17 protein-coding genes are annotated in these 24,812 nt (G+C 66.4%); 4 read left to right on the top strand and 13 right to left on the bottom strand.

Translation table 11 applies throughout. The annotated features are described in order from the left end of the window. Window positions 1–91: 91 nt before the first annotated feature. The 5 genes from IE191_RS12280 to IE191_RS12260 form a co-directional block, all read right to left on the bottom strand. A complete protein-coding gene (locus tag IE191_RS12280; protein WP_191324657.1) occupies window positions 92–1,495 on the bottom strand; it encodes an efflux transporter outer membrane subunit in 1,404 nt (467 codons plus the stop codon). Continuing rightward, on the bottom strand, window positions 1,492–4,632 hold the full coding sequence (locus IE191_RS12275) for an efflux RND transporter permease subunit (RefSeq protein ID WP_191324656.1): 3,141 nt from the start codon (window positions 4,630–4,632) through the stop codon (window positions 1,492–1,494). Before IE191_RS12275 ends, IE191_RS12280 begins: the two co-directional genes overlap by 4 nt. A 6-nt stretch (window positions 4,633–4,638) precedes the next feature. Next, window positions 4,639–5,853, bottom strand: a complete 1,215-nt coding sequence (locus IE191_RS12270; protein WP_191324655.1) for an efflux RND transporter periplasmic adaptor subunit — start codon at window positions 5,851–5,853, stop codon at window positions 4,639–4,641. Window positions 5,854–6,141: 288 nt separating this feature from the next. Then, the gene (locus IE191_RS12265; protein WP_191324654.1) at window positions 6,142–6,819 is read right to left on the bottom strand and encodes a murein L,D-transpeptidase catalytic domain family protein; all 678 of its coding nucleotides are present in this window, start codon (window positions 6,817–6,819) and stop codon (window positions 6,142–6,144) included. A 228-nt stretch (window positions 6,820–7,047) separates the two neighbouring features. Continuing rightward, a complete protein-coding gene (locus IE191_RS12260; protein ID WP_191324653.1) occupies window positions 7,048–7,641 on the bottom strand; it encodes a nitroreductase family protein in 594 nt (197 codons plus the stop codon). Between the two features lie 117 nt (window positions 7,642–7,758). Between IE191_RS12260 and IE191_RS12255 the strand changes: the two genes are divergently transcribed. The 3 genes from IE191_RS12255 to IE191_RS12245 all read left to right on the top strand — a co-directional run bounded on the left by IE191_RS12255 (window position 7,759) and on the right by IE191_RS12245 (window position 13,878). Beyond that, complete coding sequence (locus IE191_RS12255) at window positions 7,759–8,694, top strand: LysR family transcriptional regulator (RefSeq protein ID WP_191324652.1); 936 nt, start codon at window positions 7,759–7,761, stop codon at window positions 8,692–8,694. Window positions 8,695–8,832: 138 nt separating this feature from the next. Further along, window positions 8,833–11,184 (top strand): TonB-dependent receptor, encoded by a 2,352-nt coding sequence (locus IE191_RS12250; RefSeq protein WP_191324651.1) that lies wholly within the window; start codon window positions 8,833–8,835, stop codon window positions 11,182–11,184. A gap of 264 nt (window positions 11,185–11,448) precedes the next feature. Continuing rightward, on the top strand, window positions 11,449–13,878 hold the full coding sequence (locus IE191_RS12245) for a TonB-dependent receptor (RefSeq protein ID WP_191324650.1): 2,430 nt from the start codon (window positions 11,449–11,451) through the stop codon (window positions 13,876–13,878). Window positions 13,879–14,065: 187 nt separating this feature from the next. Here IE191_RS12245 and IE191_RS12240 read toward each other — a convergent pair whose 3' ends face one another. The 5 genes from IE191_RS12240 to IE191_RS12220 form a co-directional block, all read right to left on the bottom strand. Beyond that, complete coding sequence (locus tag IE191_RS12240) at window positions 14,066–15,238, bottom strand: glycosyltransferase (protein ID WP_191324649.1); 1,173 nt, start codon at window positions 15,236–15,238, stop codon at window positions 14,066–14,068. Continuing rightward, window positions 15,238–15,735, bottom strand: a complete 498-nt coding sequence (locus tag IE191_RS12235; RefSeq protein WP_229815321.1) for a DUF2141 domain-containing protein — start codon at window positions 15,733–15,735, stop codon at window positions 15,238–15,240. The genes IE191_RS12240 and IE191_RS12235 overlap by 1 nt, the downstream gene beginning before the upstream one ends. A 62-nt stretch (window positions 15,736–15,797) precedes the next feature. Beyond that, window positions 15,798–16,697, bottom strand: coding sequence for a hypothetical protein (locus tag IE191_RS12230; protein ID WP_191324648.1), 900 nt, complete (start codon window positions 16,695–16,697; stop codon window positions 15,798–15,800). Window positions 16,698–16,808: 111 nt separating this feature from the next. Then, on the bottom strand, window positions 16,809–17,957 hold the full coding sequence (locus IE191_RS12225) for a glycosyltransferase (RefSeq protein ID WP_191324647.1): 1,149 nt from the start codon (window positions 17,955–17,957) through the stop codon (window positions 16,809–16,811). Beyond that, window positions 17,954–18,733: a DUF2334 domain-containing protein gene (locus tag IE191_RS12220; RefSeq protein ID WP_191324646.1), complete on the bottom strand. Its 780-nt coding sequence runs from the start codon at window positions 18,731–18,733 to the stop codon at window positions 17,954–17,956. The genes IE191_RS12225 and IE191_RS12220 overlap by 4 nt, the downstream gene beginning before the upstream one ends. A 267-nt stretch (window positions 18,734–19,000) precedes the next feature. Between IE191_RS12220 and IE191_RS12215 the strand changes: the two genes are divergently transcribed. Beyond that, complete coding sequence (locus tag IE191_RS12215; RefSeq protein ID WP_191324645.1) at window positions 19,001–19,687, top strand: RBBP9/YdeN family alpha/beta hydrolase; 687 nt, start codon at window positions 19,001–19,003, stop codon at window positions 19,685–19,687. Window positions 19,688–19,822: 135 nt separating this feature from the next. Here IE191_RS12215 and glgX read toward each other — a convergent pair whose 3' ends face one another. Genes glgX through glgA form a run of 3 tightly spaced genes read right to left on the bottom strand, consistent with a single transcriptional unit; the run spans window position 19,823 to window position 24,680 of the window. Then, window positions 19,823–21,604 carry a glycogen debranching protein GlgX gene (gene glgX / locus IE191_RS12210; RefSeq protein ID WP_191324644.1) on the bottom strand — a complete coding sequence of 594 codons (1,782 nt, stop codon included), beginning with the start codon at window positions 21,602–21,604 and terminating at the stop codon, window positions 19,823–19,825. After that, complete coding sequence (locus tag IE191_RS12205) at window positions 21,604–23,235, bottom strand: alpha-D-glucose phosphate-specific phosphoglucomutase (protein ID WP_191324643.1); 1,632 nt, start codon at window positions 23,233–23,235, stop codon at window positions 21,604–21,606. The genes glgX and IE191_RS12205 overlap by 1 nt, the downstream gene beginning before the upstream one ends. Further along, window positions 23,232–24,680 carry a glycogen synthase GlgA gene (gene glgA, locus IE191_RS12200; protein ID WP_191324642.1) on the bottom strand — a complete coding sequence of 483 codons (1,449 nt, stop codon included), beginning with the start codon at window positions 24,678–24,680 and terminating at the stop codon, window positions 23,232–23,234. Before glgA ends, IE191_RS12205 begins: the two co-directional genes overlap by 4 nt. Between the last annotated feature and the right edge of the window lie 132 nt (window positions 24,681–24,812).

Here is a 24,812-nt window from a genome sequence, read left to right as displayed (position 1 = left end):
GTGTTCCCGTCTTGCCGCGCTGCGGCAAGAAACGATGCCGCCGGAACCCAACCGTTACGGAGCCAACCGGCTGCCGGCGGCCTGCGTCTGTTTAAGGAGTCAGCCCGCCGCCAAGCACTTCATACAGTGTGACCATGTTGGTGGCCCGTGCCAGGCGCGCCGTCACCAGGCTCTGGCGCGCGGTATAGGCGGTGCGTTCCGCATCGAGCGGTTCCAGGAAGGTGTCGATGCCGTTCTGGTAAAGCGACTGGGTGATCCGCGCTGCCTTTTCGGCATTGGCGAGATAGCTTTCCTGCGCGGCCACCTTGTCGTCGATCGTGCCGCGCCGGGCGAGGGCATCGGCCACTTCCTGGAACGCGGTCTGGATCGTCTTTTCATAAGACGCGACGGCGGCATCGCGGCTGGCCTTGGCATAGGCGAGGTTGCCGGCGTTCACGCCGCCATCGAACACCGTCTGCGTGGCACTGCCGCTGGCGGTCCAGGCAAAGGTGCCGCCGTTGAACAGGCCCGACAGGCTCGAACTGGCCAGGCCCAGCAGCCCGGTGAGCGAGATCGAGGGGAAGAACGCCGCGCGCGCGGCGCCGATGCGGGCATTGGCGGCCTTGAGCGTGTGTTCGGCCTGAAGCACGTCGGGCCGGCGCAGCAGCACGTCGGACGAGAGACCGACCGGCAAGCTGGCAAGCGTCTGCCGTCCGTCGCCCAGTGTGGTGGGCAGCAGGTTCTCGGGAACCGGCTGGCCCGCCAGCAGGTCCAGCGCGTTGCGATCCTGCGCGACGGCGGTGGTATAGTCCGCGACGTCGGCCCGTGCGGTGTCGAGCGCGGTCTGGGCCTGGGCGATGGCCAGCTTGGTGCCCACGCCATTGGCTTCGAGTTGCTGGGTCAGTTGCAAGGTCTTGGCGCGCGACTCATAGGTCGCCTTGGCCACGGCCAAGGCGTCGCGGTCTGCCGCGAGTGTCAGCCAGGCGGTCGCCGTTTCCGAAATCACCGTGATCTGCGTGGCCTTGCGGCCTTCGTCGCTCGCCAGATAGGCTTCGAACGCCGCCTTGCTGGTGTTGCGCAGCTTGCCGAACAGATCGACTTGATAGGCCGAAACGTTGCCGCTTACCTCATAGTTCTCGGTCTTGATCGTGCTGGTGCGCGATAGCGAGGCGCTTGGCCCGGCGGTCACCGTGGGCAGCAGCGCTGCGCGATCGACCTTGTAGGTGGCGCGGGCCTGGGCCACGGCGGCCACGGCGCTGCGCAAGTCGCGGTTGCTGGATAGCGCCAAGGCGATCGTGTCGCGCAGTTGCGGATCGGTGAAGAACGCCTGCCAGCCGATGGCATCCACGCCCGTGGCCCCGTCGGCCAGCGTCGGATAGCTGGCGCCCTGGGGCAGGGTGGGGGCGACCGGCAGGTCTGGCCGCACATATTTGGGCGCGAGGTTGCACGCCCCCAGTGCCAGCAGGGCAACACCGCAGAGCGCGGCTCGGGCGGTTTTCACGACGGGCGCGCTCATGCCTGCGCCTCCTTTTCGGAATCGGGCGTATCGGGCGTGGCATCGCGGCCATGGAAGACGCGCTTGACCAGCACGAAGAACAGCGGAACGAGGAAGATCGCCAGCAGCGTGGCCGAAAGCATGCCGCCCAGCACGCCGGTGCCAATCGCGCGGCGACCGTTGGCGCCCGCGCCGCTGGCCACGGCGAGCGGAATGACGCCGGCGATGAATGCAACCGAGGTCATGATGATCGGGCGGAAGCGCAGCCGCGCCGCTTCCAGCGCGGCATCCACCGGCTTGAGCCCGCGATGCAGCGCCGCTTCGGCAAACTCCACGATCAGGATCGCGTTCTTGGCCGAAAGCCCGATCGTGGTCAGCAGCGCCACCTGGAAATAGATGTCGTTGTTGAAGCCGCGCAGAGTCACGGCCAGCACCGCGCCGATCACGCCGAGTGGAATGACCAGCAGAACCGAGACCGGCACCGACCAGCTTTCATAGAGCGCGGCCAGGCACAGGAAGATGAAGAAGATCGAGGCGCCATAGAGCAGGCCGGTCTGGCTGCTGGCGGCGCGCTCCTGATACGACAGGCCGGCCCAGGCGACGTTGTACCCGCCGTTGAGCTTGCCCGCCAGGTCTTCCATCGCCTGCATGGCCTGGCCCGAACTGACGCCGCTGGCCGGGTTGCCGACCACTTCCTGCGCGGCGATGCCGTTGAAGCGCGGCAGCACCGGGGCGCCGACGGTCCAGTCGGTCTGGGCAAAGGCGGCGAATGGCGCCATCTGGCCGTTGGAGCCGCGCACGTACCATTGGCCCAGGTCCTGCGGCTTGCTGCGATAGGGCGCGTCGCCCTGGACATAGACCTTCTTCACGCGGCCGCGATCGACGAAGTCGTTGACGTAAGTGCCGCCCCAGGCGGTAGACAACGTGGAGTTGACGTCCGACGGGGCGATCTGGAACGCGGTGATCGCCTCGTCATTGAGCGAGACGCGCAGTTGCGGGGTGTCTTCCAGGCCCTGGAGCCGGGCCTGGGCGACGCGGCCACTGCCGTTGGCGTCTTCCACCAGTTGCTTGCGCGCGGCGGTCAGCGCGGTGCGGCCCTGGCCTTCGCTGTCCTGCAAATACATGTCGAACCCGGCCGAGGCGCCCAGCCCGCGAATGGCCGGCGGCGAAAGCACGAAGATCTGGGCCTTGCTGCCCATCTTCGTGGCGAACAGCTTGTTGAGGCGGGCCGAGATGGCCGAGGCGCTGCTGTCGCTGCCGGGGCGATCGTCCCAGTCCTTGAGCAGGATGAAGCCCATCCCGGTGTTCTGGCCGGATCCGCCCTGGCCGCGCCCGGCGATGATGAACACCGCGCGGATATTGTTGCCTTCGGTCTTCTGGATCAGGTCCTGCGCCTGCGCGGCCACCGCCTGGGTCTGCTCCATGGTGGAGCCGACCGGCAGGGTATAGCTCATCATCAACTGGCCCTGGTCCTCGTCGGGCAGGAAGCTGGTGGGCAGGCGAGTGTAAAGGAAGATCATCGCGCCGATGATGCCGGCGAAGACCAGCATCCACGGCAGTGGGCGGCCGACGATCCCGGAAAGACGGCTCTGATAGCCGTCCTGCAAGCGATCATAGCGGCGGTTGAACCCGGTGAAGAACCGGCCCTTGGGCTTTTCCTCGCGCTTGAGCAGCGTGGCGCAGAGCGCGGGGGTTAGCACCAGCGCCACCATCACCGAAAGCCCCATGGCCGAGACAATGGTGATTGAGAACTGACGATAGATCGCGCCGGTCGAGCCGCCGAAGAAGGCCATCGGAATGAACACGGCGGTCAGCACCAGCGTGATGCCGATCAGCGCGGAAGTAATCTCGCCCATCGATTTGACCGTGGCATCGAGCGGCGAGAGATGCTCTTCGTGCATCACGCGCTCGACGTTTTCGACCACGACGATGGCATCGTCCACCAGCAGGCCGATCGCCAACACCAGGCCGAACATGGTCAGCGTGTTGATGGTATAGCCCAGCAACGCAAGGATGCCGAAGGTGCCGAGCAGCACCACCGGCACGGCGATCGCCGGGATCAGCGTGGCGCGCCAGTTCTGGAGGAACAGGAACATCACCACCACGACCAGGGCGATGGCCTCGAACAGCGCCTTGACCACTTCCTCGATCGAGATCTTCACGAAGGTGCTGGAATCGCGCGGATAGGCGATCTGGTAGCCCTCGGGCATGTCCTTGGCGAGCTCGTCCACCTTCGCCTTGACGAGCTTGGCGGTCTGCATCGCATTGGCGCCCGAAGCCAGGCTGACGGCGATCCCCGTGGCCGCGTTGCCGTTGAGCGTGTTGATCGAGGAATAGCTTTCCTGGCCCATCTCCACGCGGGCCACGTCCGACAGGCGCACTTCGCCGCCATCGGCATTGGTCTTGAGGATGATCTTCTTGAAATCGTCCACGGTCTGGAGGCGCGAGCGCGCGGTGACCGTCGCGTCAAGGCGCTGGCCCTGCGGCGCGGGCAGGGCGCCCACTTCGCCAGCGGCAACCTGCGTGTTCTGCGCGGTAAGCGCGGCATTCACGTCGGAAGGCATCAGGTTGACCGCAGCCAGCTTGGCCGGATCGAGCCAGATGCGCATGGCATAGGACGAGCCATAGACGTCTGCTGAACCCACACCCTCGACGCGCGAAAGCGGGTCCTGGATCCGCGTGGTCAGGTAGTCGGCGATGTCGGCGTTGGTGCTGCGGCCGGTGGTGTCATAGAGCGCCATGACCAGAAGCTGGTCGTTCTGCGCCTTGGTCACCGAAACGCCCTGCTGCTGCACCACGGTGGGCAGGCGGCTGGTGGCGCGCGAGATCGCGTTCTGCACCTGCACCTGGGCCGTATCGGGGTTTGTGCCCTTTTCGAACGTGGCCGTGATGTTGGCCGAGCCGTTGCTGCTGGTGGAGGTGAAATAGAGCATGCCGTCGATGCCCTTGAGCTGTTGCTCGAGCACCTGCGTCACGCTGTTTTCCACCGCCGAGGCGTCAGCCCCGTTGTAGGTGGCGCTGATCGAGACGGTCGGCGGGGCGATGTCGGGGTATTGCTCCACCCCCATGGTGGTGATGGAAAAGGCGCCTGCTGCCATCACGACGATCGCGATGACCCAGGCAAAGATCGGCCGGTTGGCAAAGAAGCGCGAAAGCATGGAGCGTTACTTCGCCCCCCCGCTTGCCGGCGCGCTGCCGGCCGGGCTGGCTTTCACCTTGGCGCCCGGCTTGGCCTTGATCAGGCCTTCGGTGATCACCTTGTCCCCGGCCTTGAGGCCATTGGTCACCAGCCAGTTGCTGCCCACTGGCGTTTCGGCGGTCACGTCGCGGGTTTCGGCCTCGCCCTTGGCGTTGACCACCAGCAAGGTGGCAGTGCCGCGCGGCGTGCGGCTGACCGCGCCCTGCGGCACCAGAATGCCGTTGGGCACGATGCCCTGGACCAGCCGCGCCTTCACGAACAGGCCGGGCAGCAGGTCACCCTTGGGATTGGGCACGGTCACGCGCAGGATCACGGTGCCGGTTTCGCTGTTCACGTCCACGTCGGCAAAGTTGAGGCGACCTTCCACCGGCCATTCCGTGCCGTCGGCCAGGATCACCTTCACCGGGGCAGAGCCATCGGGCGCCAGCTTGCCCGATTGCAGCGCGCGGCGCAGCGCCATGTAATCGTTGCTCGATTGCTGGATGTTGACCCACATCGGGTCCAGCTTCTGGATCTTGGCCAGTGCGTCGGTCTGACTCGACGTCACGAGCGCGCCCTTGGTCACGCTCGACACGCCGATGCGCCCGCTGATCGGCGCGAGGATGCGGGTGAAGCCAAGGTTCACCTTGGCCGCCTGCAACGCACCTTCATAGGCCATGACCTGGCCCCGCGCCTGGTTGTAGCTCGCCAGCGCGTCGGCGGCATCCTGGCGGGAAATGCCGCCCTGGTCGGCCAGCACCTTGTAGCGTTCGGCCTTGAGGCGCAGCGATTCCACCGTGGCGCGCGTCGCGGCGAGGTTGCCGGCGGCCTGGCTCGCCGTGGCGGCATAGCTGCGCGAATCGATCTGGTAGAGCGGCTGGCCGGCGCGCACCATGCTGCCTTCGGTAAACAGGCGCTCCATGATGATGCCGGTCACTTGCGGGCGCACTTCGGCAATCTGGCTGGCCACGGTGCGACCCGATAATTCCGTGGAAACCGGAACGGCCGTGGGCGTCGCCACGATATAGCCGACGGCGGCGTCCTGCTGGGGCGGGCCGTCCTGGCCCTTGCCACAGGCGCCGAGCATCAGGGTGGCGCCCAGCGGCAGGGCCGCCAGGGCCAGCGGATGGAAGGCACGGCGCGCGGCGCGGCGGAGGACCGGAAACCGGAGAGGGGAGGCAACCGGAAGACTATGCAGCATTCTTTCACCGACTTGTGTGATTCGGTGGGTCGCGTAGCACAGCCTTGCCTGATCGAGTGGCGCGAAAGGCACGTTTGCAACGCGCTGCGACACTTTGAGACAAGTACCGGCAACCCACGGAAAGAGCTTCGGTCGGGAACACAGAACGGCGATGGAGGCAAGTCTTAACCTGCGCAAAAACCCTTTCGGGTGTTTGTGGGAACGACAGGTCTGATTGGGCGTTTGTTCAGGTTACTTCGCAAGCCATGGCCCGGGGCAAAGTACCCCGGGCAGGGCCAAGGCCGGCGCTCAGCGCGCGGCGTAGAGCAAGCGGCCCGGCCCGAGCAGGCCCAGCACGTGATCGATATCCCCGTTGGAGACGGCAAAGCAGCCCTGGCTGCGGCCGACCCGGCCCTGCATGCTGGCGATATCGGGTCCGACGTAGCTCGCCGCGTGGATCACGATCCCGCGCACCTGGGCCAGGTTGTTTTCCGGGTCCAGGCCGATCAGGCGGCGCGAACGGCCATGCCGCCCGTAATAGGTGTCACCGGTCAGGAAGCTGCCGCTGCACGATGCTTCCGAGCCATATTCGTTGGACAGCCGTTCGACCCAACCCTTGTTGGCCGGATCGGAGCCACGGCCATGGGCCACGAGGTGGGAGGAAAGGATGCGCCCGCTGGCGACATCGACGAGTTGCATCCGCGCCTCGCGCGACGGGGCCGAAAAGTCGACGATGCCGATCACGTCGCGCGCGGCGACATGGTCGCCATGATCGCGCAGTGCACCAAGAGCGCGGGTCAGCAGTGTCGGGCTGTCGGCCACGGGCGAAGGCGGAGGAAGCGTGGTCGCGCCGGGACCAAGGCCAGGTGCCCAGGCACCGTTGGAACCCTGGATGGGCGCAATCGCTTCTGCTGCCGCGCGCGGAAACAGCGCCGAGGCCGCCGATCCGGCAAGTGCGCCAAGGAACTGGCGCCTGCCAAATGTCATGATTGCGAGACCCCGAATTGGAAAATGCGTTTTGCTATGGGTCTCAAACTGGCGTCGGTTCCCGCCGCTGCCAAGGCTGGGGAAGATGAGATGCGACGAGTCGTGCCTCACATCCCACTGGCCGTTGATTGGCCGGGAACCGTTTCGCTCCCGCCTTTAGCCTATGATATATTGCAGCGCGAAGGGCAGCCCCGGCGCGAGGCTGCCCCCTATGCGTCAGAATACGAGTCAGGCCGGAAGATCGGCAAAGGTGCCGGCGGCGGCCACTTCGGCCACCGGCTTGCGGCCGCTGGGGGCTTCGCGTTCCTTGAGAAAGTCGGGCAGCTTTTCCGCGCTGTCCTGGCGGCCGATGGCCACCGCCGCTTCCACGCGCCAGCCTTCGGGCACGCCCAGCACGCTGCGCGCCTTGTCGAAATCGATGCCGGTCATGCCATGGGTGTGATAGCCCAGCGCGGTTGCCTGGAGCGCGAGCAGGGCCCAGGCGGCGCCGGCATCGAAGCTGTGGCTGTGGTTGGGATTGGCGGTGCCGTCATCCTTGCGCATCGCTTCATCCGAAACGATGAACACCAGCGCGCCGGCATCCTTGGCCCAGCCCTGGTTGAACGGAATCAGGATATCGAGGAACGCGGCCCAGTTGGCATCGCCCGGCACGGCATAGAGAAAGCGCCAGGGCTGATAGTTGAACGCCGAAGGCGCCAGGCCGGCCGCTTCGAAGATCACGGCCAGATCCTGCGCCGGCACGGCGTTGCCATCGAACGAACGCGGCGACCAGCGGTCCACGATCAGGGGCAGCACGCGGGGATCGGCAGTACGGGTGGTCATGGGATCGAATCCTCGTTGGGGAAAACGCTGGAACGCTGTCTGGCGGCTTTTGTGCTTTTCGAAAATCCCAATATTTCTGATAAGAATGTTCAGTTCTGTTGAATGGAGTAACGCCGCATGGACGTGGGACAGCCCAGCATCGACCAGATCCGCATCTTTCTGGCGGTGGTTGACGAAGGCACGTTCAACGGCGCCGCGCGGCGGCTGGGGCGGGCGATCTCGGTGGTCAGCTATGGCATCTCCAACCTGGAGGCGCAGCTTGGCGTGGCGCTGTTTGATCGCGAGGGTTCGCGCAAGCCGCAACTGACCGAGGCGGGCCGCGCCGTGCTGGCCAGCGCGCGGGCGGTGGCAGACGATGTCGATGCGCTGATGGCGCGGGTGCGTGGCCACAACCAGGGGCTGGAGGCCGAACTCACCCTGGCGGTGGACGTGATGTTTCCCACAGAGACGCTGGCCCGGCTGCTCCAGGATTTCCTGATGGCCTTTCCCACCGTGGACTTGCGCCTGCACGTGGAAGCCCTGGGCGCGGTGGCCGGCCAACTGCTCGATGGCCAGGCCGACCTGGCGATCACCGGGGCGGTGCTGGTGGATGATCCCGCGCTTGATCGCATGGCCATCGGCACGGTGGAATTGGTCCCGGTGGCTGCGCCCGGCCACCCGCTGGCCCGCATGGCGCCGGTTCCGCCGGGCACCGGGCGGCAATACCTGCAACTGGTGCTGACCGATCGCTCGGCACTGACCCAGGGGCGCGATTTCTCGGTCCTCGCCGCGCGCACCTGGCGGCTGGGCGATCTGGGCGCCAAGCACGCCTTGCTGCGCCAGGGCATCGGCTGGGGCAACATGCCGCGCCATGTCGTCGCCGATGATCTGGGCAGCGGGCGGCTGGTGCATCTCGCCATGCCCGAAGGGGCAGAGATCGTCTATCCGATCCACGCCCAGTGGCGGCGCGACAGCCCCGCCGGCCCGGCGCGGACTTGGCTGCTGGAGCGGCTTATGGCCAAGGATTGCGCGCGCGATGCGGCCCGGCGGAGCGGCGACGCACCATCCTCATGACGGATCGATGACATACGCAGGCAGGGTTTGCCGTCAAACTGTCACCAAAACGGCATCAATCTGAAACGGGGCGGGGCTAGGCGGCGCGACGCACCATCCCCCGATCCTGCACGGGGGCAATAGCCATGAGGGATTGCCATGCGTCGCGTTTCTGCCCTGCTTGCCGGCTGCGCCGTGCTCTTTGCCCACCCCGTTCTCGCTGCCGAAGCGGCAGCGCCCGCGCCCGAAGCCGCCGATGCGGCTGCCGGTGAAAGCGGCCCGCAGATCGTCGTGCTGGGGACCGGCCAGACCCGCCAGACCCAGGAAATCAAGACGGCGGACCTCGCCGTTCTCGCTTCGGGCACCAGCCCCTTGAAGGCCATCGAAAAGCTGCCCAGCGTCAACTTCCAGTCGGCCGACGCTTTCGGCAACTATGAATGGTCCACCCGCGTGACCATCCGTGGCTTCAACCAGAACCAGCTCGGCTTCACGCTCGACGGCATTCCGCTCGGCAACATGAGCTATGGCAACAACAACGGCCTGCATGTCAGCCGCGCGATCAGCCCGGAAAACATCGGCGTCACGGCCGTCAGCCAAGGCTCGGGCGCGATCGACACGCAGTCGACCAGCAACCTGGGCGGCACGCTCGAATTCAAGTCGATCGATCCGGCCGACCTGCTGCGTGAACACCACGTCGCGATCGATGCCAGCGGCTCCTATGGTTCGGCCGAAACCTGGCGCGGGTTTGGCCGCGTGGCCGTGGGCACGCCCGATGGCGTGCGCGGCTTCGCCTCGCTGCAATACCAGAACGGCAACAAGTGGAAGGGCGATGGCCAGCAGCGCACGCTGATGACCAACGTGAAGTTCATTGCCCCGGCCGGCGCCATCAACCTGGAAGGCTGGTACAGCTATTCCGATCGCGTCGAGCAGGATTACCAGGACATGTCGCTCGAAATGATCGGGCGCCTGGGCTATGATTGGGACAACTTCGGCCCGCACCAGTATGCCACCGCCATCAACGTGGCCGACATTGCCAACAACATCGACAATTACAACAACACCACCGGCCTGCCCGGCAAGGATGGCCTGTCGGACCAGACCGGCCTGCCGCCCAGCCGTCCGGCCGCCGGCACCACGTTCCCCGGCAAGATCAAGTCGGTGGACGATGCCTATTACGATGCCGCCGGCCTGCGCCGCGACTGGGTCTATGCGTTCGGCGCCAGCGGCCCGCTCGGCGACAAGATCTCGTTCAACATCAAGTCCTACTATCACCACAACCGCGGCCAGGGCCTGTGGGGCACGCCTTATGTTCCCAGCCCCAACGGCGTGCCGATGTCGGTCCGCACCACCGAGTACGACATCAAGCGCGAAGGCGTGTTCGGCAGTTTCACCTACGATGCCGGTATGAACAAGCTGACTGTCGGCGGCTGGTTGGAAAACAACGATTTCCAGCAGGCCCGCCGCTTCTATGCCTTCACCAGCCGCACCACGCCGGGGATCGACTTCCACCACTTCCTGAGCAACCCGTTCTACACGCAGTGGGCCATGGCCTATAACACCACGACGTATCAGTATTACGTCATGGACGATGTCGATCTCGGCGCGCTCAAGCTCAACCTGGGCTGGAAGGGCTTCGACGTGGAGAACAAGGCCTCCAAGCTCGCCGCGCAGAGCACGCTGGCGACCGGCAGCCTGAAGGCGCGCGACTGGTTCCAGCCCCATGCCGGCCTGACCTACAAGCTGGGCGGTGGCACCGAACTTTTCGCCGGCTTCACGCAGGTGACCCGCGCGTTCACGGCCGACGCCACCTCCAGCCCGTTCTCCACCAACCAGGCGGCGTTCGACGCGATCAAGGCCAATCTCAAGCCCGAGCAGTCGGACACCTACGAAGGCGGCCTGCGTGTGAACCAGGGGCCGTTCAACGCGGTGCTCGGCGGCTATCTCGTCAACTTCCGCAATCGCCTGCTCACCATTCCCACTTCGCTGGGCATCGTTGGCGCGGCCAACGTGGTGCAGAACGTGGGCAACGTGCGCTCCTATGGCCTGGAAGCCGTGGCGAACTACAAGCTGCCCTACGGGTTTGCCCTGTTCGCATCGTACAGCTACAACAACTCCACCTATCGTGACGACGTGGTGACCACCTCGGGCGTCAAGGCGACTGCCGGCAAGACCGTGGTCGATACGCCCAAGCACCTGGCGCGCGGCGAAATCTCGTATGACAGCAGCACGCTCTTTGGGCGCGTTGCGGTCAACTACATGTCCAAGCGCTATTTCACCTATCTCAACGACCAGTCGGTGCCGGGCCGCGCCCTGGTCGATGCCACGCTGGGCTATCGCATCGATGTTGGCCAGCGCACCCCGCTGGAAATCCAGGTCAACGGTACGAACCTGTTCAACAAGGACTATGTCGCCACGATCGGTTCCAACGGCTTCGGCTTCTCGGGCGATGCCCAGACCCTGCTCGCCGGTGCTCCGCGCCAGGTCTTCGTGACGCTCAAGGCCGGCTTCTGATCGCGCCTCGCGCCGGGCCTCGTCCCGGCGTGATTCGCCGCCAAACGCCCCGCTTCGGCATGCCGAGGCGGGGCTTTTTTTGCGTGACACACTTTGCCACGCAGCGACGGAAATGGCGGTAATCCGCCGAAAATCCTGCGAAAAATGTCAGGTTTCGGTCAAATGTGACAATCGCTGACATGCCGGCGTCACAAAAGTGCAGCCATCGGCACTTAGGGGGAGGCGCGAAGGGGCTTTCTAGGCCTCACCAGTGAGGGAAATCCGATGTTGAAGAACACTGTTCGTGCCGGCCTGTTGGCCGGGGCGGGCGCGCTTGCGCTGAACGCCATGCCGGCTTTCGCGGCCGAAACCGCACCGGCTGCCGATGTCGCGGCAGAAGCGCCGGCCAGCGATGCTTCTGCCGGGGAAAAGGGTCTCGCCGAAATCGTGGTGACCGCCACCAAGCGCGAAACCAACCTCCAGAAGACGCCGGTTGCGATCGCGGTGGTGAGCGATCAAGTCATCAAGGATCGCCACGTCCAGAGCCTGCTCGACCTCGCCGACGGCGGCGTGCCTAGCCTGCGTGTCGCCACCTTTGAAGCCCGCCAGTCGGCGCTGACCGTGGGTATTCGCGGCATCGTGCCGTTCGACCAGAACCAGACCGCGCGTGACACGGGCGTTGGCGTCTATATCGACGGCATTTATCTGGCCCGCTCGCAGGGTCTCAACGCCGCACTGTTCGATGTGCAGCGCATCGAAGTTCTCAAGGGTCCGCAGGGCACTCTGTTCGGCCGCAACACCGAAGGTGGCGCGGTGAGCATCGTGACCAAGGAGCCCACCGGCAAGTTCGACGGGCGCGTTTCCGTCGGTGTGGGCAACTTCGGCAGCCATAATGCCGAAGGCCACATCGATCTGCCGGAATTCAACAACATTGCGATCAAGCTCGATGCAGTGACGCAGCACCAGGATCCAACCGTGAAGAACCCGCTTGCGGGGCAGGCCGGCTGGAACCAGTACGACCGCACCGGCGGTCGCGTGTCGGCCAAGTGGACGCCCGCTCCCAATTTCTCGGCGACCGTCACCTATGACAAGGCCAAGGACGAAAACACGCCCAACTATAGCCAGCTGATCACCTACAACCCGCTCGGGAAGACGGTGGGCCAGTATGTGCAGAGCGGCAGCAGCTACATTCTGGCCGCGCCGGGCACCACCACCGCCTGCTCTTCGTGCATCGCGCCGCTCTCGCCGCTGATGAAGGCAACCGGCGACAACCGCGTGAAGGTCGCGCCGATCGGCGTGCCGCAGCAGCCCAGCATCGATCGCACCGAAGGCACGGCGCTGCACCTGAATTACGATCTGGCGCCGCACGTGCAGCTGCGTTCGATCACGGCATGGCGCACCGTCTCCACCGAGCAGTGGGACAACTCGGGTGGCGCGGCCCGCACGATCTATGCGCCGAACACGAACTTCAGCCGCTACAGCCTCTCGTTCCTCAACCAGCGCCAGTTCAGCCAGGAACTGCAACTGGTCGGCAGCCTGCCGCAGGTGGACTACGTGCTGGGCGCCTACTACTTCAGCGAACGCGCGCAGGAACAGGCGGCCACGCCTTCGTCCAACAAGTGGAACGCCGACGGCACCGGCTACACCATCAACAGCGAAACGGTTTCGGGCACGGTCACCTCGTCCAACCAGGGCTGGGCCATCGGCCAGCAGTTCCTGCAACGCGCCAGCCAGGCTTTCGCCAAGAGCTATGCCGCGTTCGGCCAGGCCACGTTCACGCCTGACGCGCTGAATGACAAGTTCCACCTGACCCTTGGCGGCCGCTACACGCACGACAAGCGCAACGGGTTGCTCTACATCGTGCAGAACAAGGCGACGAATTTTACGTTCAATGCCACGGTCAACCGTTTCGATCCGCTGGTGGTGGCCGCTGTCGATCTGTCCGACACCATCCATGCTTATGCCAAGTATTCCACCGGCTATCGCGCCGGCGGTGCGAACAGCCGTTCGCAGACTTTCGCAGCGTTCGGTCCTGAAGCGGTGAAGGCGTATGAAGTCGGCGCCAAGATGGACCTCATGGACCATCGCGTTCGTCTCAATGTGGCCGGCTATATGATGGACCGCACTGGCACGCAGACGGATTTCGACAACGTCGATACCGATCCGACCAGCCCCACGTTCAACCTTCACACCGAGGAAACCCGCAATGCGCCGGGCACCTCGCGCATCCGTGGTGTGGAAGCTGACTTGACGGTCCAGCCGGTCGAAGGGCTGACCCTCAATGCGTCCTATGCTTATACCTACACGCACGTACCGGCCACCGCGAACCCGTTCCTGAACAACATTCTGTATCAGGTCTATGTGGTCTATACGCCCGAGAACGCGGCCTCGGGGGCGATCGACTACGTGTTGCCGGTTCATTCGAACGGCAGCGAACTGCGGCTGCATCTGGATGCGGCCTACGCTGATCCGCAGTACAGCTTCCAGAACGAATCCACCAAGACCGACTCCAGCTTTGTGGTCAATGGCCGCGTTTCGCTGGCCTCGGTGCCGCTGGTGAACGGGACGACCGCCACGTTCGCGCTCTGGAGCCGCAACCTGTTCAATACGACCTATATCTACCGGCGTTCGGCCGCAAACGCGAGCACGCTCGGCGACTATGGTAACTTCAACCCGCCTCGCACGTTCGGCGGTGAAATGCAGATCAACTTCTGATTGCATCAGGGTTTGAATGCGAAAGAGGGCGGCGGGGCAACCTGCCGCCCTTTTTCTTTGAGGCTGTGCAAGGCTTTCCACCACCCCCCAACCCCCTCCTCTAAAGAGGAGGGGGCAAAGGCAAAAAGCCCCCTCCTCTTTAGAGGAGGGGGTTGGGGGTGGTGCGGAGCCTAAAGCGATCTGAAAATCAAGCCGCCTGCCGCGTCCCCGCCAGCACCGCTTCATAGCTGGCAAACAGCTCGCGGAAATGGTCATCCATCGTGCGGGGCGGGGGCAGGTCGGCGCGCGGGCCGTCGAGGCCGCTTTCGCGTGCCAGGCAATATTGCGCCACCGCCTCGGTCGCGGCAGCGGCATTGGCGGATTCATAGATCCACCCGCCCGAAGCGCGGGCCTGGTCGCTGGCGCCACCCTGGTCTGGCGCGATCAGCGGCAAGCCGCTGGCGCGGGCCTCGGCGGCGACCATGCAGAACGTTTCGGCCTCGCAGCCGTGCAGCAGGGCATCGGCGCTGGCCATCACGCGGGCCAGTTCATGGCGCTTGGTGATCGGTGCCAGCACGCGGATATGCGGGTTGCCACCGATGCGCCGCTCGATCGTCTTGCGCTCGCGCCCCTGGCCGGCCAGCACCAGGCCCACCGGGCGGCGGCTGCCGGCGGCGGTTACGGCATCGACCAGCATGGGCCAGCGCTTTTCCGGCGCGAACCGGCCCACGCCGAGCAGCAGCGTCGCATCCTCGGGCAGCTCGCACAGCTCCAGCATGCCTTTGCGCAGCGCGAGATCGCGGAAATCTGGCGAGAAGATGCCGGGATCGACGCCCATCGGGTTGGTCACCACCCGGCTCAGGCCGCCGGCGGTCAGCCGGTCAGACAGACTGGCGCTGGCGCTGACGATCATGTCATAGCGCTCGTCCAGCCGCCGCAGGTGCCGCCAATAGCGCTCGAACGCCTTGTCGATCGTCGGCCGCGTGGCCACCCCGTCGAACCAGCGATAGGCATAGGCCGACAGCGGATCGGCATGCATGATCAACGCGCGCGGGGCCTTGCCGGGCCAATCGGCAATCACGCTGGCGCTGCGCCAGGGAGACGAAGCCTCGACGAAATCGGGCTTTTCCTCGTCCAACGCGGCATAGAGCGCGGGGATATCGGAAAACCAGCGATAGTTGAAATCGAGCGGGAAGAGCTGGCTTTTCAGCCAGCGCACCCGGCCACCCTGGCCGCGTTCCTCGACATGGTCGCGCTGGCCCGGGGCAATGACGGTAACATCGTGCCCCAGGGCCGCGCCGGCCTTGAGCTTGCGATCGACATAGGTGCGCACCCCGCCGCCCTTGGGCGCGTAGAATGCGCTGACATCGACAAGCTTCATTATGCGCCCTTGAGTGGCCCCACCGACATCAATCCGTTACGGTAATTCATCACGATCCGCAACGTGGTCGGCCCGTTTCCGGCCGAAACGGTGGCGCTGGCGGCCTTGGGCTTGGACCAGCCCAGGCGCGGGTTGCCGGAAAAGCCGATCCCGTCGCGCTGCCAGTTGAACTTGCGGTTGTTGTCGCGGTCATGCAGCACCGAGACGGTGTATTGGCCGGGGCCGGGCAGGCGCACGCACAGGCGCGGCGTCGGCTCGGCCGGGGTGTTCACTTCCACGCGGCGAAACGTCTTGCCCGCGCCGACCAGCACGTTGTCGTCGGCCAGGAAATCGGCGTCGTTGGCCGGATAGACTTCCAGCTTGAGCCGGCCGGTGTGGTCTTTCAGGCCGAGGATATCGACCAGGAATGAAGGGCCGTGCTCGCCGGGGCGGCACTGGCCTTCGGCCTTGCCCAGATCGGGCGTGGACGGCGGCAGCGGGCCGGCAGCGCCCAGCATCAAGGCGGCCGGGATGATTGCGACAGGCGCCAGCGCCATCAGGGGCAAGCGGGCCAGCTTGTTCACGCATTCTTCTCCTTCTGCACAAGATCCAGCAGCATCAGGCCGATGAACAGGATCACGTGGGTGGCAACGATCAGCATCGATATCATCGCGATCATGACATCAGTCTGAACCCCCTTGCCCACGATCAGCGGCGTGATGCCGGCAAACGCGATATCCTTGTTGGGAATGAACGGCAGGCGGGCCACCAGAAGGCGGATGGTGGAAAACAGGATCCAGGTGCCGATCGACACCTCGGGCAGGATGAGGTGCCACGACAGCGCAGTAAAGCCCATCCCGGCGGCGATGCGCAGGCAGTGGATCGCGAACACGAACCACAGGTCCGGGCCGGACAGGCTGAAAATACCCTTGCGCAGGAAAGTGATCACCAGCGAGGTGGCCAGGGCGAAGGCGATGGCCGAGACGATCAGCCAGGTGTTCTGCCCGAAATCGACCCGCCCGCTGACATACCAGGTGATCCCCATCATGAGGATGGTGATGATGTTGCCCGCCAGCGCCGAAAGGATCGCCACGTCCTTCACCGCGCCGAAGGGCGACCCCTCCATCTTCACGTGGCGCCGCGCCCAGTCGTAGAAATAGACTTCCCCGACATAGCCCAGCAGAAGTTCGTTGCCGACCAGCTTCTTGAGCAGCGGCGCGAGGCCCGAGATGGGAATGCCCCAGAGCTTGCGGAAAATGACCCAGTCGGCCACCGGCCCGGCGAAATAGCTGGCGGCCAGCACCAGCCAGATCAGCGGCGAGCGCGGGATGATCGACACCACCATCAGCCAGTTGAGCTGGCGCAACTGCCACAGCACGGCGCACAGGATGGCCACCGACACGGCGGGGCCAAGATAGGCGCTCCATTTGCGCAGGCCGCTGGCTTGGGGAGCGGTCTCGGGAATCGCAGGTGTCGTCATTGTGTCTCGTTCAGGCCCGGGCGCGGCGTTACCGCGAACGAAGCCGCCGCGCCATCCGCTTTCTGCGAGACGGCCGGTGCGACGGGTCCGCCCGTTCCGGGCAGCGGGTGATCAGCCATGAACCAGTCGCTGCATTTCAACGACATAGCTCTGGGCGGCAATTTCCACGGTGAAGCGGCGCGCCTGGGCGCGGGCCGCCGTCGAATCAAAGGGCAGGGCGGTGATGCGGTCCATCGCCCCAGCCAGCGCCGCCTCGTCGCGCACCGGCACCAGCAGGCCGAAGCGGCCATGGCCCAGCAGATCGGCCATGCTCACGCTGCAATCGGTGGAGACCACCGGCAGCCCGGCAGCGAGCGCCTCGGGCACCACGGCCGGCACGCCTTCATAGTCGGAAGACATGACCAGCGCATCGGCCGCCAGCAGCGCGTCGGACACCGGATTGACATGGCCGGGCAGCGCCACGCGCCCGCCCACGCCTACGCCCAGGCCCAGGCTGCGGGCCAGGGCTTCCAGTCCCTTGCGCGCGCCGCCTTCGCCCAGGATGGTCAGCCGATCGCCGTCGCGCGCGATGCGGGCAAAGGCGCGCAGCAGCAGCGGGAAGTTCTTCTGCGCCGCCAGCCGCCCGATCGCCAGGAAACGGCGCCCTGCGGCGCGATCGTGCGGCGGCCGGGGCAGGGCTTCGAGATGGGCGATCTGCGCTTCGTCCAGCGCCGGATCGTCGATGATCGCCACGCGATCGGGGGCCACGCCCATCAGCGTTTCCAGTTCCGCCCGCATCGGCTGGGCCATGCCCACCACGCGATGCAGCAGGCGGCCCTGGATGCGCAGCCACAGCCGGTAGAACGGCCGGGCCACCGCGGGCAGGTCGGCCCGCGTCAGGTCGTTGCTGATCTTGGCCAGGATCGGCGGGCAGCGCTTGCCCAGCACCAGGCGCATGACCACGGCCACCACGGTATAGGAATTGCCCGCGCAGAACAGCACGTCGGGCCGGTGGTGGCGGATGCGGCCGGGAAGGCGCAGCATCATCCACAGCGTTTCCCACGCGGCGGTGGGCAGGCCATGGCTGTTCAGCACATCGGCATCGAGGCCGGGCCATTCGCGGCGCATCGCCCCGTCGGTGCGGCCCAGCACCAGCCGTGCGTCCACCCCTTGCGCCAGCCAGGCCCGGTGCAGGCGCAGGGCAACGCGCTCCACCCCGCCCGGCTCGAAGCTGTGCAGGAACGTCAGGACGCGCAGGGGACGCGGCGTGACGGCGGTCAAAACAGGCTCGCCGGGCCGGCCAGGCTGGCATAGCGGGCGGGCACATGGCTTTTGGCAAAGCGGGCCAGCGTGGCATCGATCGAGCCGAGCAGCGCGGGCACCGTGGTGTCGCCGGGATGCACCGCCACGCGCACCGTGCGGGTCAGCGGCAGGGCCTGGCGCGCCAAGGCGGAAAACCACAGCGAGGAACGGATGCGCGCCTTGCTGCGGCTGGCCCAGGTGATGACCGGTCCCTTGGCCAGCACTTCGCCGGTTTGCGGGCGCCACACTTTCATGTGGTCTTCGGCCAGGGCAAAGCCCACCTCGGCCATCGCCGCGTGGGCGCCGGGGCCATAGAGCCAGGCCGGGGCGATGAAACCGGCCACCGGGCGGCCCAGGATATCTTCCACCAGCGCCTTGCCCTCGCGCATGCGGGCCACGGCCTCGGCGCGCGGCAGGTTGAGGAATTCGCCTTCGCCAGCGGTCATGTGCTTGCCCTTGAACCCGGCAAGCCCCTGGTCGGCGGGCGTTTCATCCTTGTGGCACCAGCCGTGCAGGAACATCTCGATGCCCATGTCGGCCCACTCGCGCAGCCGCCGCTGAAACGCGGCATTGCCGGCGAGCGGCGCGCCGCGCCAGTGATCGGGGATGACCAGCATGGCAAAGTTGCCGGTGCCCAGATGGCCCGACAGCCGCTCGGCCAGGGCATCGACCTGGCCCTCGAAACGCGGGCTGACATCATGGATCGAGGCCAGCAGCCGCTTGCGCGGCGCATCAGGGGTGGCAGGTGCTGTCATGCCGGAAACGCTCGTGATCCCTTTCGTGGTGGCGCCAAGGCCCCCCTTGCGCCGCCGGCCCGTTAACCGGCCAGACGGCCGGTCGCAACTGCGGGCCTGTCGCAATTGTCGGCAAAATGCAACCGGGTTCCCGCCGTTTGCCACCGGGCGCAAACCGCTTTCGCTTCGTCGCCGGCTTATTGTCTATCGCCAAGATTGAGTTATCTCTTGTTCATGTCGGGACGTAAACCGAGTCGACCGGCCGGCTTCCTTGGTGGGAGAACTTGTATGGCCCATGAACATGCCTTTGCCCGCACCCTCGATCCGATCATCCTGACGGTTCCGGGGATTGACAATTCTGGCCCTGATCACTGGCAAACCCTTTGGGAACAGACGCTTCCCGATTGCCATCGCGTCGATCTGGGTCTGTGGAGCGATCCGCACCGCAACACCTGGGTCAACAAGCTGGCCCTGGCCATCCAGCGTGCGCACGAAAGCGCCGGGCGTCCGGTCGTGCTCGTGGCGCACAGCCTGGGCTGCCTTGCCGTGGCCTGGTGGGCGGAATACGAACGCCTGGCCAACGGGCTCCACGCGCCCGATCTGCCGGTGATCGGCGCCCTGCTGGTGGCGCCGCCCGACGTGGAAGACGGCGTCAAGGACCGCCGCCTCACCCGCTTCGCCCCTGTGCCCGAGGCAGACCTGCCATTCCCGGCGATCGTCGTCGGCAGCCGCGATGATCCCTATGCCACGCTCGCCGCCACGCGGCGCCTGGCCCAGCGCTGGGGCGCGCGCTTTGCCGACGCCGGCTCGGCCGGTCACATCAACGCGCAATCGAGCCTGGGCGAATGGGCGTTCGGCCGCCTGCTGCTCAACCGCCTGCTGCCGCGCCCGCTCTCGCTGGACGATGGCCAGGCCAGCTATGTCCCTGCGCCGCGCCGGTTCATCGATCCCGCGCTGCGTCGGCTGGGGGCGTGAGGCGCGGTTTCGCAGGGGCTTCGACAAGCTGCGGACAGGCCCTTCGACAGGCTCAGGGCGAACGGAGAGTCAAAACAAATCTGGAATTCCGTTCGGGCTGAGCTTGTCGAAGCCCCTTGGCCAACATGCGCATTGTCAGCCCAACGAAACCCCCTCGCTCCGGCTAACGCGAAAGCCGGGCCGGGTATCCGGCGGCGCCTGCCATGCCACACCGGGTGTCGCCGGATCTTGCCAGCGGGCCGCGTCCATCGCGGCGCCGTCCAGTGCCAGCCACTGCCCATCTTCCGGAAACCGCGCCATGTCGCCGGTGGCGCGTGCGGCGGCGAGCCCTGCCACGAAGTGCTCCAGATCGCGGTCGCGACGTTCCCAGTCGATCCAGGTCAGCGCATTGTCCTGCGCATAGGCGTTGTTGTTGCCTTGCTGGCTGCGGCCGAATTCGTCCCCGGCGGTCAGCATGATCGTGCCGGTCGAGGCAAACAGCGTGCCGAGCAGGGCGCGCAGCGCGGCCTGGCGGCGAGCCAGCGCGGCGGGATCGTCGCTCGGCCCTTCCACGCCGTTGTTCCACGAATGGTTGTCGTCGTGCCCGTCGCGGTTGTCTTCGCCATTGGCGTGGTTGTGCTTGACGGCATAGGCCACGCAATCGGCCAGGGTGAAGCCATCGTGCGCCGCCAGGAAATTGACGCTGCGGCAGGGCGCGGTGTCGCACGGGCCGAACATGTCCGCCGATCCCGCCAGCCGCGTCGCCAGTTGGCCAAGCCCGCCATCGCCACGCCAGAAGCGGCGCGCATCGTCGCGAAAGCGGTCGTTCCATTCCAGCCAAGGCGCCGGGAACTGCCCCAGTTGATAGCCGCCCGGTCCGATATCCCATGGTTCGGCAATCAGCACGCGGTCGGCCAAGAGCGGATCGGCGGCAATCTCTGCAAAGATCGGCGCATCGGCAGCAAAGCCCGGCCCGCGCGCCAGCACCGGCGCCAGATCGAAGCGGAAGCCATCGACGCCGGCATGGCTCACGAAATGGCGCAGGGCATCCAGCGTCATCGCGCGCACATGGGGCTGGGCAAAGTCCAGCGTGTTGCCACAGCCGGTGTCGTTGATCAGTTGCCCTTGCGTGTCATGGGCATAGGCCTGGTTGTCCAGCCCGCGCAGGCTCAGGATCGGGCCGGCGGCATCGCTTTCCCCGGTGTGGTTGAACACCAGGTCCAGGATCGTGCCGATGCCGTGCGCGCGCAAGGTCGCCACGGTCTCGCGCAGCTCGGCCACGCCGCCGGGGCACAGGCCGGGATCGAGCGCCATGAACGCCACCGGGTTATAGCCCCAGGCGTTGCGCAGGCCCAGCGGCGGCAGGTGCCGCTCGTCCACCCAGGCCACGATCGGCATTAGCTCCACCGCGTCGACGCCCAGCTTGCGCAGATGGGCCAGCATTGCCGGATGGGCCAGCGCCGCCACCGTGCCGCGCTGATGCTGCGGCACATCGGGGTGCAGCATGGTGAAGGCGCGCACGTTCACTTCATAGATCAGGCCGCCCGGCGCGAAGACGGGCGGGGCCGGCGGCACCAGCGGCAGGGGGCCGGGCACCACTGCTTTCGGCACCAGCGGCGCCGTGTCCACGCCAAAGGTCGATAGCGCGGGATCATAGGCAAAGCGCCGGTCCAGCGCGACCGCATGGGGATCGACCAGCAGCTTGGCCGGATCGAACCATAGCCCGCGCTCGGGCGCCCATTCGCCTGCGGCGCGATAGCCATAGCGCACCCCGGCATGGTCGCCGGGTAGCGTCAGTGTCCAGTCGTCACCGTCGCGGGCCATGGCGTGGCGGGTTTCGCCCGCGCCAGCGAACAGGCAGAGCCACACCGCTTGAGCCAAAGGCGCGCGCACCCGCCAGGCGGTGCCGCCGGGGGCGGGATGCGCGCCATATGCCATCAGGTGATTACATCGGGCGCGGTGCGGCCGGTATGCGCGGCAATGCCCGCCACCGCGTCGGCGGCCGCGATCAGGTCGGCGAGCATCTCGCTGGTCTCGCGATCGAGATAGCCATCGGCCGGTTCATAGCGTTCGAGATAGACCCGCAGCGTGGCGCCTTCGGTGCCGGTGCCCGAGAGGCGGAAGACGATGCGCGAGCCGCCCTCGAACAACACGCGCAGGCCCTGGTTGGCGCTGGTGCTGCCATCGACGGGATCGAGGTAGGAAAAGCTGTCCGCCTCGGCTACGGTCAGCGCGCCAAAGCTCTGGCCCGGCAGGCTGTCGAGCCTGGCTTTCAGCCCGGCCATCAGCGCGTCGGCCTGGTCGGTGGGCAGGCCTTCGTAATCGTGGCGTGCGTAATAGTTGCGGCCATACGTCGCCCAATGCTCGCGTGCCAGTTCGTCCACGCTGATCTTGCGCACGGCCAGGATGTTGAGCCACAGCAGCACGGCCCACAGCCCGTCCTTCTCGCGCACGTGGTCCGATCCGGTGCCCGCGCTTTCCTCGCCGCAGATCGTCGCCTTGCCGGCATCGAGCAGGTTGCCGAAGAACTTCCAGCCCGTCGGCGTCTCGAACGCGGGAATGCCCAGCGCTGCCGCCACGCGATCGGCTGCCGCGCTGGTCGGCATCGAGCGGGCAATGCCGGCCAGGCCGCGCGCATAGCCGGGCGCGACGTGGGCATTGGCCGCCAGCATCGCCAGGCTGTCGGAGGGGGTGATGAAGCGGCCCTTGCCGACGATCAGGTTGCGATCGCCATCGCCATCCGACGCAGCGCCAAAATCGGGCGCGTCGGCGCCGAACATGGTGTCGAACAGGGCCTTGGCATGAACCATGTTGGGATCGGGATGGTGCCCGCCGAAATCCTCCAGCGGCACGCCATTGCGCACCGTGCCGGCGGCAAAGCCCAGCCGCTTTTCCAGGATTTCCACGGCATAGGGCCCGGTCACCGCGTGCATCGCGTCAAACGCCATGGTCAGGCCATCGGCCACGGCGGCGCGGATCGCGGCAAAGTCGAACAGCGTTTCCATCAGATCGGCATAGTCGGCCACCGGATCGATCACCGAAACCTGGCAATCGCCCACGGTCACGCTGCCGCAGGTGTCGAGGTCGATGTCCGCCGCGTCCACCGCCAGCCAGCGGTCGATCGTCTGGGTGCGGGCATAGATCGCCTCGGTCACGCCTTCGGGGGCCGGGCCGCCATTGGCGATGTTGTACTTGATGCCGAAATCCTCGTCCGGCCCGCCGGGGTTGTGACTGGCCGACAGGATCAACCCGCCGCTCGCCTTGTAGCGCCGGATCACGTTGCTCGCCGCCGGGGTGGAGAGGATGCCGCCCTGGCCGACCAGCACCTGGCCATAGCCATTGGCCGCCGCCATGCGGATCGCCTGCTGGATCACGGTGCGGTTGTGATAGCGTCCGTCGCCGCCGATCACCAGGATGCTGCCGGGCGCGCGCTCCACCACGTCGAACGTCGACTGGATGAAATTCTCGGCATAATTGGGCTGCGCAAACACGCGCACTTTCTTGCGCAGGCCCGAAGTGCCCGGCTTCTGCCCGGCATAGGGCGTGGTCTGGTAGGTGGTAATCGTCATGCTGCCCCCGCAAGTTGGCGATAGAGCGCAGCATAGGCCTGGCCGCTGCGCTTCCACGAAAAGTCAGTCTTCATGCCCGTGCGCTGCATTTGCGTCCAGACATCGCGTTGTCCGTAAAGGGCAATGGTGCGCGTTATCGCATCTGCGAAAGAAGGATAGGTGACACCGTGAAACGTCACGCCGGTTGCCGCCTGGCCATGGATCGCGGCGAGGTTGGCATCGACCACGGTATCGGCCAGGCCCCCGGTGTGCGCCACCACCGGCACGCAGCCATAGGCCAGGCCATAGAGCTGGGTCAGGCCACACGGCTCGAACCGGCTGGGCACCAGGATGGCATCGCCGCCCCCCTGCATGCGGTGCGAAAGCGCCTCGTCATAGCCGATGCGCAGGCTCACCCGGCCGGGATGGCGCGCGGCGGCGGCATGCAGGCCGGCCTCCATGGCCGGATCGCCCGATCCCAGCAGCGCCAGCCGCCCGCCCAGGCCAACGAGGTGATCGATCACCTCCAGCAGCACGTCGATGCCCTTCTGCCAGGTCAGCCGCGTGACGCACACGAACAGCGGGCCATCGCTCTGTTCCAGATGGAACTCGCGCTCCAGCGCCCGCTTGTTGGCCTGCCGCCGCGCCAGCGAGCGCCAGGAATAGGTCTGCAACAGATGGCTGTCTGTTTCCGGGTTCCACACCGCCGGATCGATGCCGTTGACGATGCCGTGCACACGATCGGCCTTGGCCGCGATCAGCCCTTCCAGCCCCATGCCGAACGCGGGATCGCGGATCTCGCGGGCATAAGTCGGGCTGACCGTGGTGATCGCGCTGGCGCTTTCCAGGCCCGCTTTCAGGAAGCCGACGCCGCCGTGATACTCCACCCCGTCGATCGCCCAGGCCCACGAAGGCAGCTCCAGCAGGGCGAAGATGTCTGAGCCGTAATAGCCCTGGAACGCCATGTTGTGGATGGTCATCACCGAGGGGATCGGCGTGCCAACGGGGGCAAAACGCAGATAGGCCGGGGCCATCGCCGCCTGCCAATCGTGCGCGTGGGCCAGATCGAACGCCAGGCCTTTCACCGCGCCGCCCGCCACATCGGCGGCCGCGCGGGCAAAGGCGGCAAAGCGGCGCCAGTTGTCGCCCCAGTCGCGCCCAGCCAGATCGGCATAAGGCCCGCCTTCGCGCGCGAACAGGTTGGGGCTGTCCACCACCAGCAGCGGGTGCCCATTGAGCTTGCCCGATAGCAGCCGCGCCGGCTCGCCCAGCAGGCTGTCCCACTGGTGGATCGCCTTGGTCTTGCCCAGCGCTTTCACCACCGCGGGATAGCCCGGCAGGATCGTGGTCATTGCCACGCCATGCGGCGCGACGGCATCGGGCAGGGCGCCCACCACATCGGCCAGGCCCCCGGTCTTGATCAGCGGCACCGCTTCGGACGCGATGGAAAGAACACGCAAGGTCATTCCGATCTCCCCGACATGCCAGCCGGATTCAAGCTGCCGTTGCTCCTTCCCATCGTCACCCCGGACTTGATCCGGGGTCCAGCTTGCGGCCTGTGGCGGAAGAAGCGGAAAGAAGCGGGACCCCGGATCAAG

Source organism: Novosphingobium pokkalii (assembly GCF_014652855.1).
GTDB classification, from domain to species: Bacteria; Pseudomonadota; Alphaproteobacteria; order Sphingomonadales; family Sphingomonadaceae; genus Novosphingobium; species Novosphingobium pokkalii.
This window is presented reverse-complemented; position numbering and strand designations above follow the sequence as displayed.

What these genes read in the sequence shown, in the direction of transcription:
- glgA (WP_191324642.1), bottom strand. Translation starts at nt 24,680, where the DNA reads ATGACCTTGCGTGTTCTTTCCATCGCGTCCGAAGCGGTGCCGCTGATC.
- IE191_RS12270 (WP_191324655.1), bottom strand. Translation starts at nt 5,853, where the DNA reads ATGCTGCATAGTCTTCCGGTTGCCTCCCCTCTCCGGTTTCCGGTCCTC.
- IE191_RS12250 (WP_191324651.1), top strand. Translation starts at nt 8,833, where the DNA reads ATGCGTCGCGTTTCTGCCCTGCTTGCCGGCTGCGCCGTGCTCTTTGCC.
- IE191_RS12205 (WP_191324643.1), bottom strand. Translation starts at nt 23,235, where the DNA reads ATGACGATTACCACCTACCAGACCACGCCCTATGCCGGGCAGAAGCCG.
- IE191_RS12220 (WP_191324646.1), bottom strand. Translation starts at nt 18,733, where the DNA reads ATGACAGCACCTGCCACCCCTGATGCGCCGCGCAAGCGGCTGCTGGCC.
- IE191_RS12260 (WP_191324653.1), bottom strand. Translation starts at nt 7,641, where the DNA reads ATGACCACCCGTACTGCCGATCCCCGCGTGCTGCCCCTGATCGTGGAC.
- glgX (WP_191324644.1), bottom strand. Translation starts at nt 21,604, where the DNA reads ATGGCATATGGCGCGCATCCCGCCCCCGGCGGCACCGCCTGGCGGGTG.
- IE191_RS12235 (WP_229815321.1), bottom strand. Translation starts at nt 15,735, where the DNA reads ATGCTGGGCGCTGCCGGCCCGCTGCCGCCGTCCACGCCCGATCTGGGC.
- IE191_RS12215 (WP_191324645.1), top strand. Translation starts at nt 19,001, where the DNA reads ATGGCCCATGAACATGCCTTTGCCCGCACCCTCGATCCGATCATCCTG.
- IE191_RS12245 (WP_191324650.1), top strand. Translation starts at nt 11,449, where the DNA reads ATGTTGAAGAACACTGTTCGTGCCGGCCTGTTGGCCGGGGCGGGCGCG.
- IE191_RS12280 (WP_191324657.1), bottom strand. Translation starts at nt 1,495, where the DNA reads ATGAGCGCGCCCGTCGTGAAAACCGCCCGAGCCGCGCTCTGCGGTGTT.
- IE191_RS12275 (WP_191324656.1), bottom strand. Translation starts at nt 4,632, where the DNA reads ATGCTTTCGCGCTTCTTTGCCAACCGGCCGATCTTTGCCTGGGTCATC.
- IE191_RS12230 (WP_191324648.1), bottom strand. Translation starts at nt 16,697, where the DNA reads ATGACGACACCTGCGATTCCCGAGACCGCTCCCCAAGCCAGCGGCCTG.
- IE191_RS12255 (WP_191324652.1), top strand. Translation starts at nt 7,759, where the DNA reads ATGGACGTGGGACAGCCCAGCATCGACCAGATCCGCATCTTTCTGGCG.
- IE191_RS12240 (WP_191324649.1), bottom strand. Translation starts at nt 15,238, where the DNA reads ATGAAGCTTGTCGATGTCAGCGCATTCTACGCGCCCAAGGGCGGCGGG.
- IE191_RS12265 (WP_191324654.1), bottom strand. Translation starts at nt 6,819, where the DNA reads ATGACATTTGGCAGGCGCCAGTTCCTTGGCGCACTTGCCGGATCGGCG.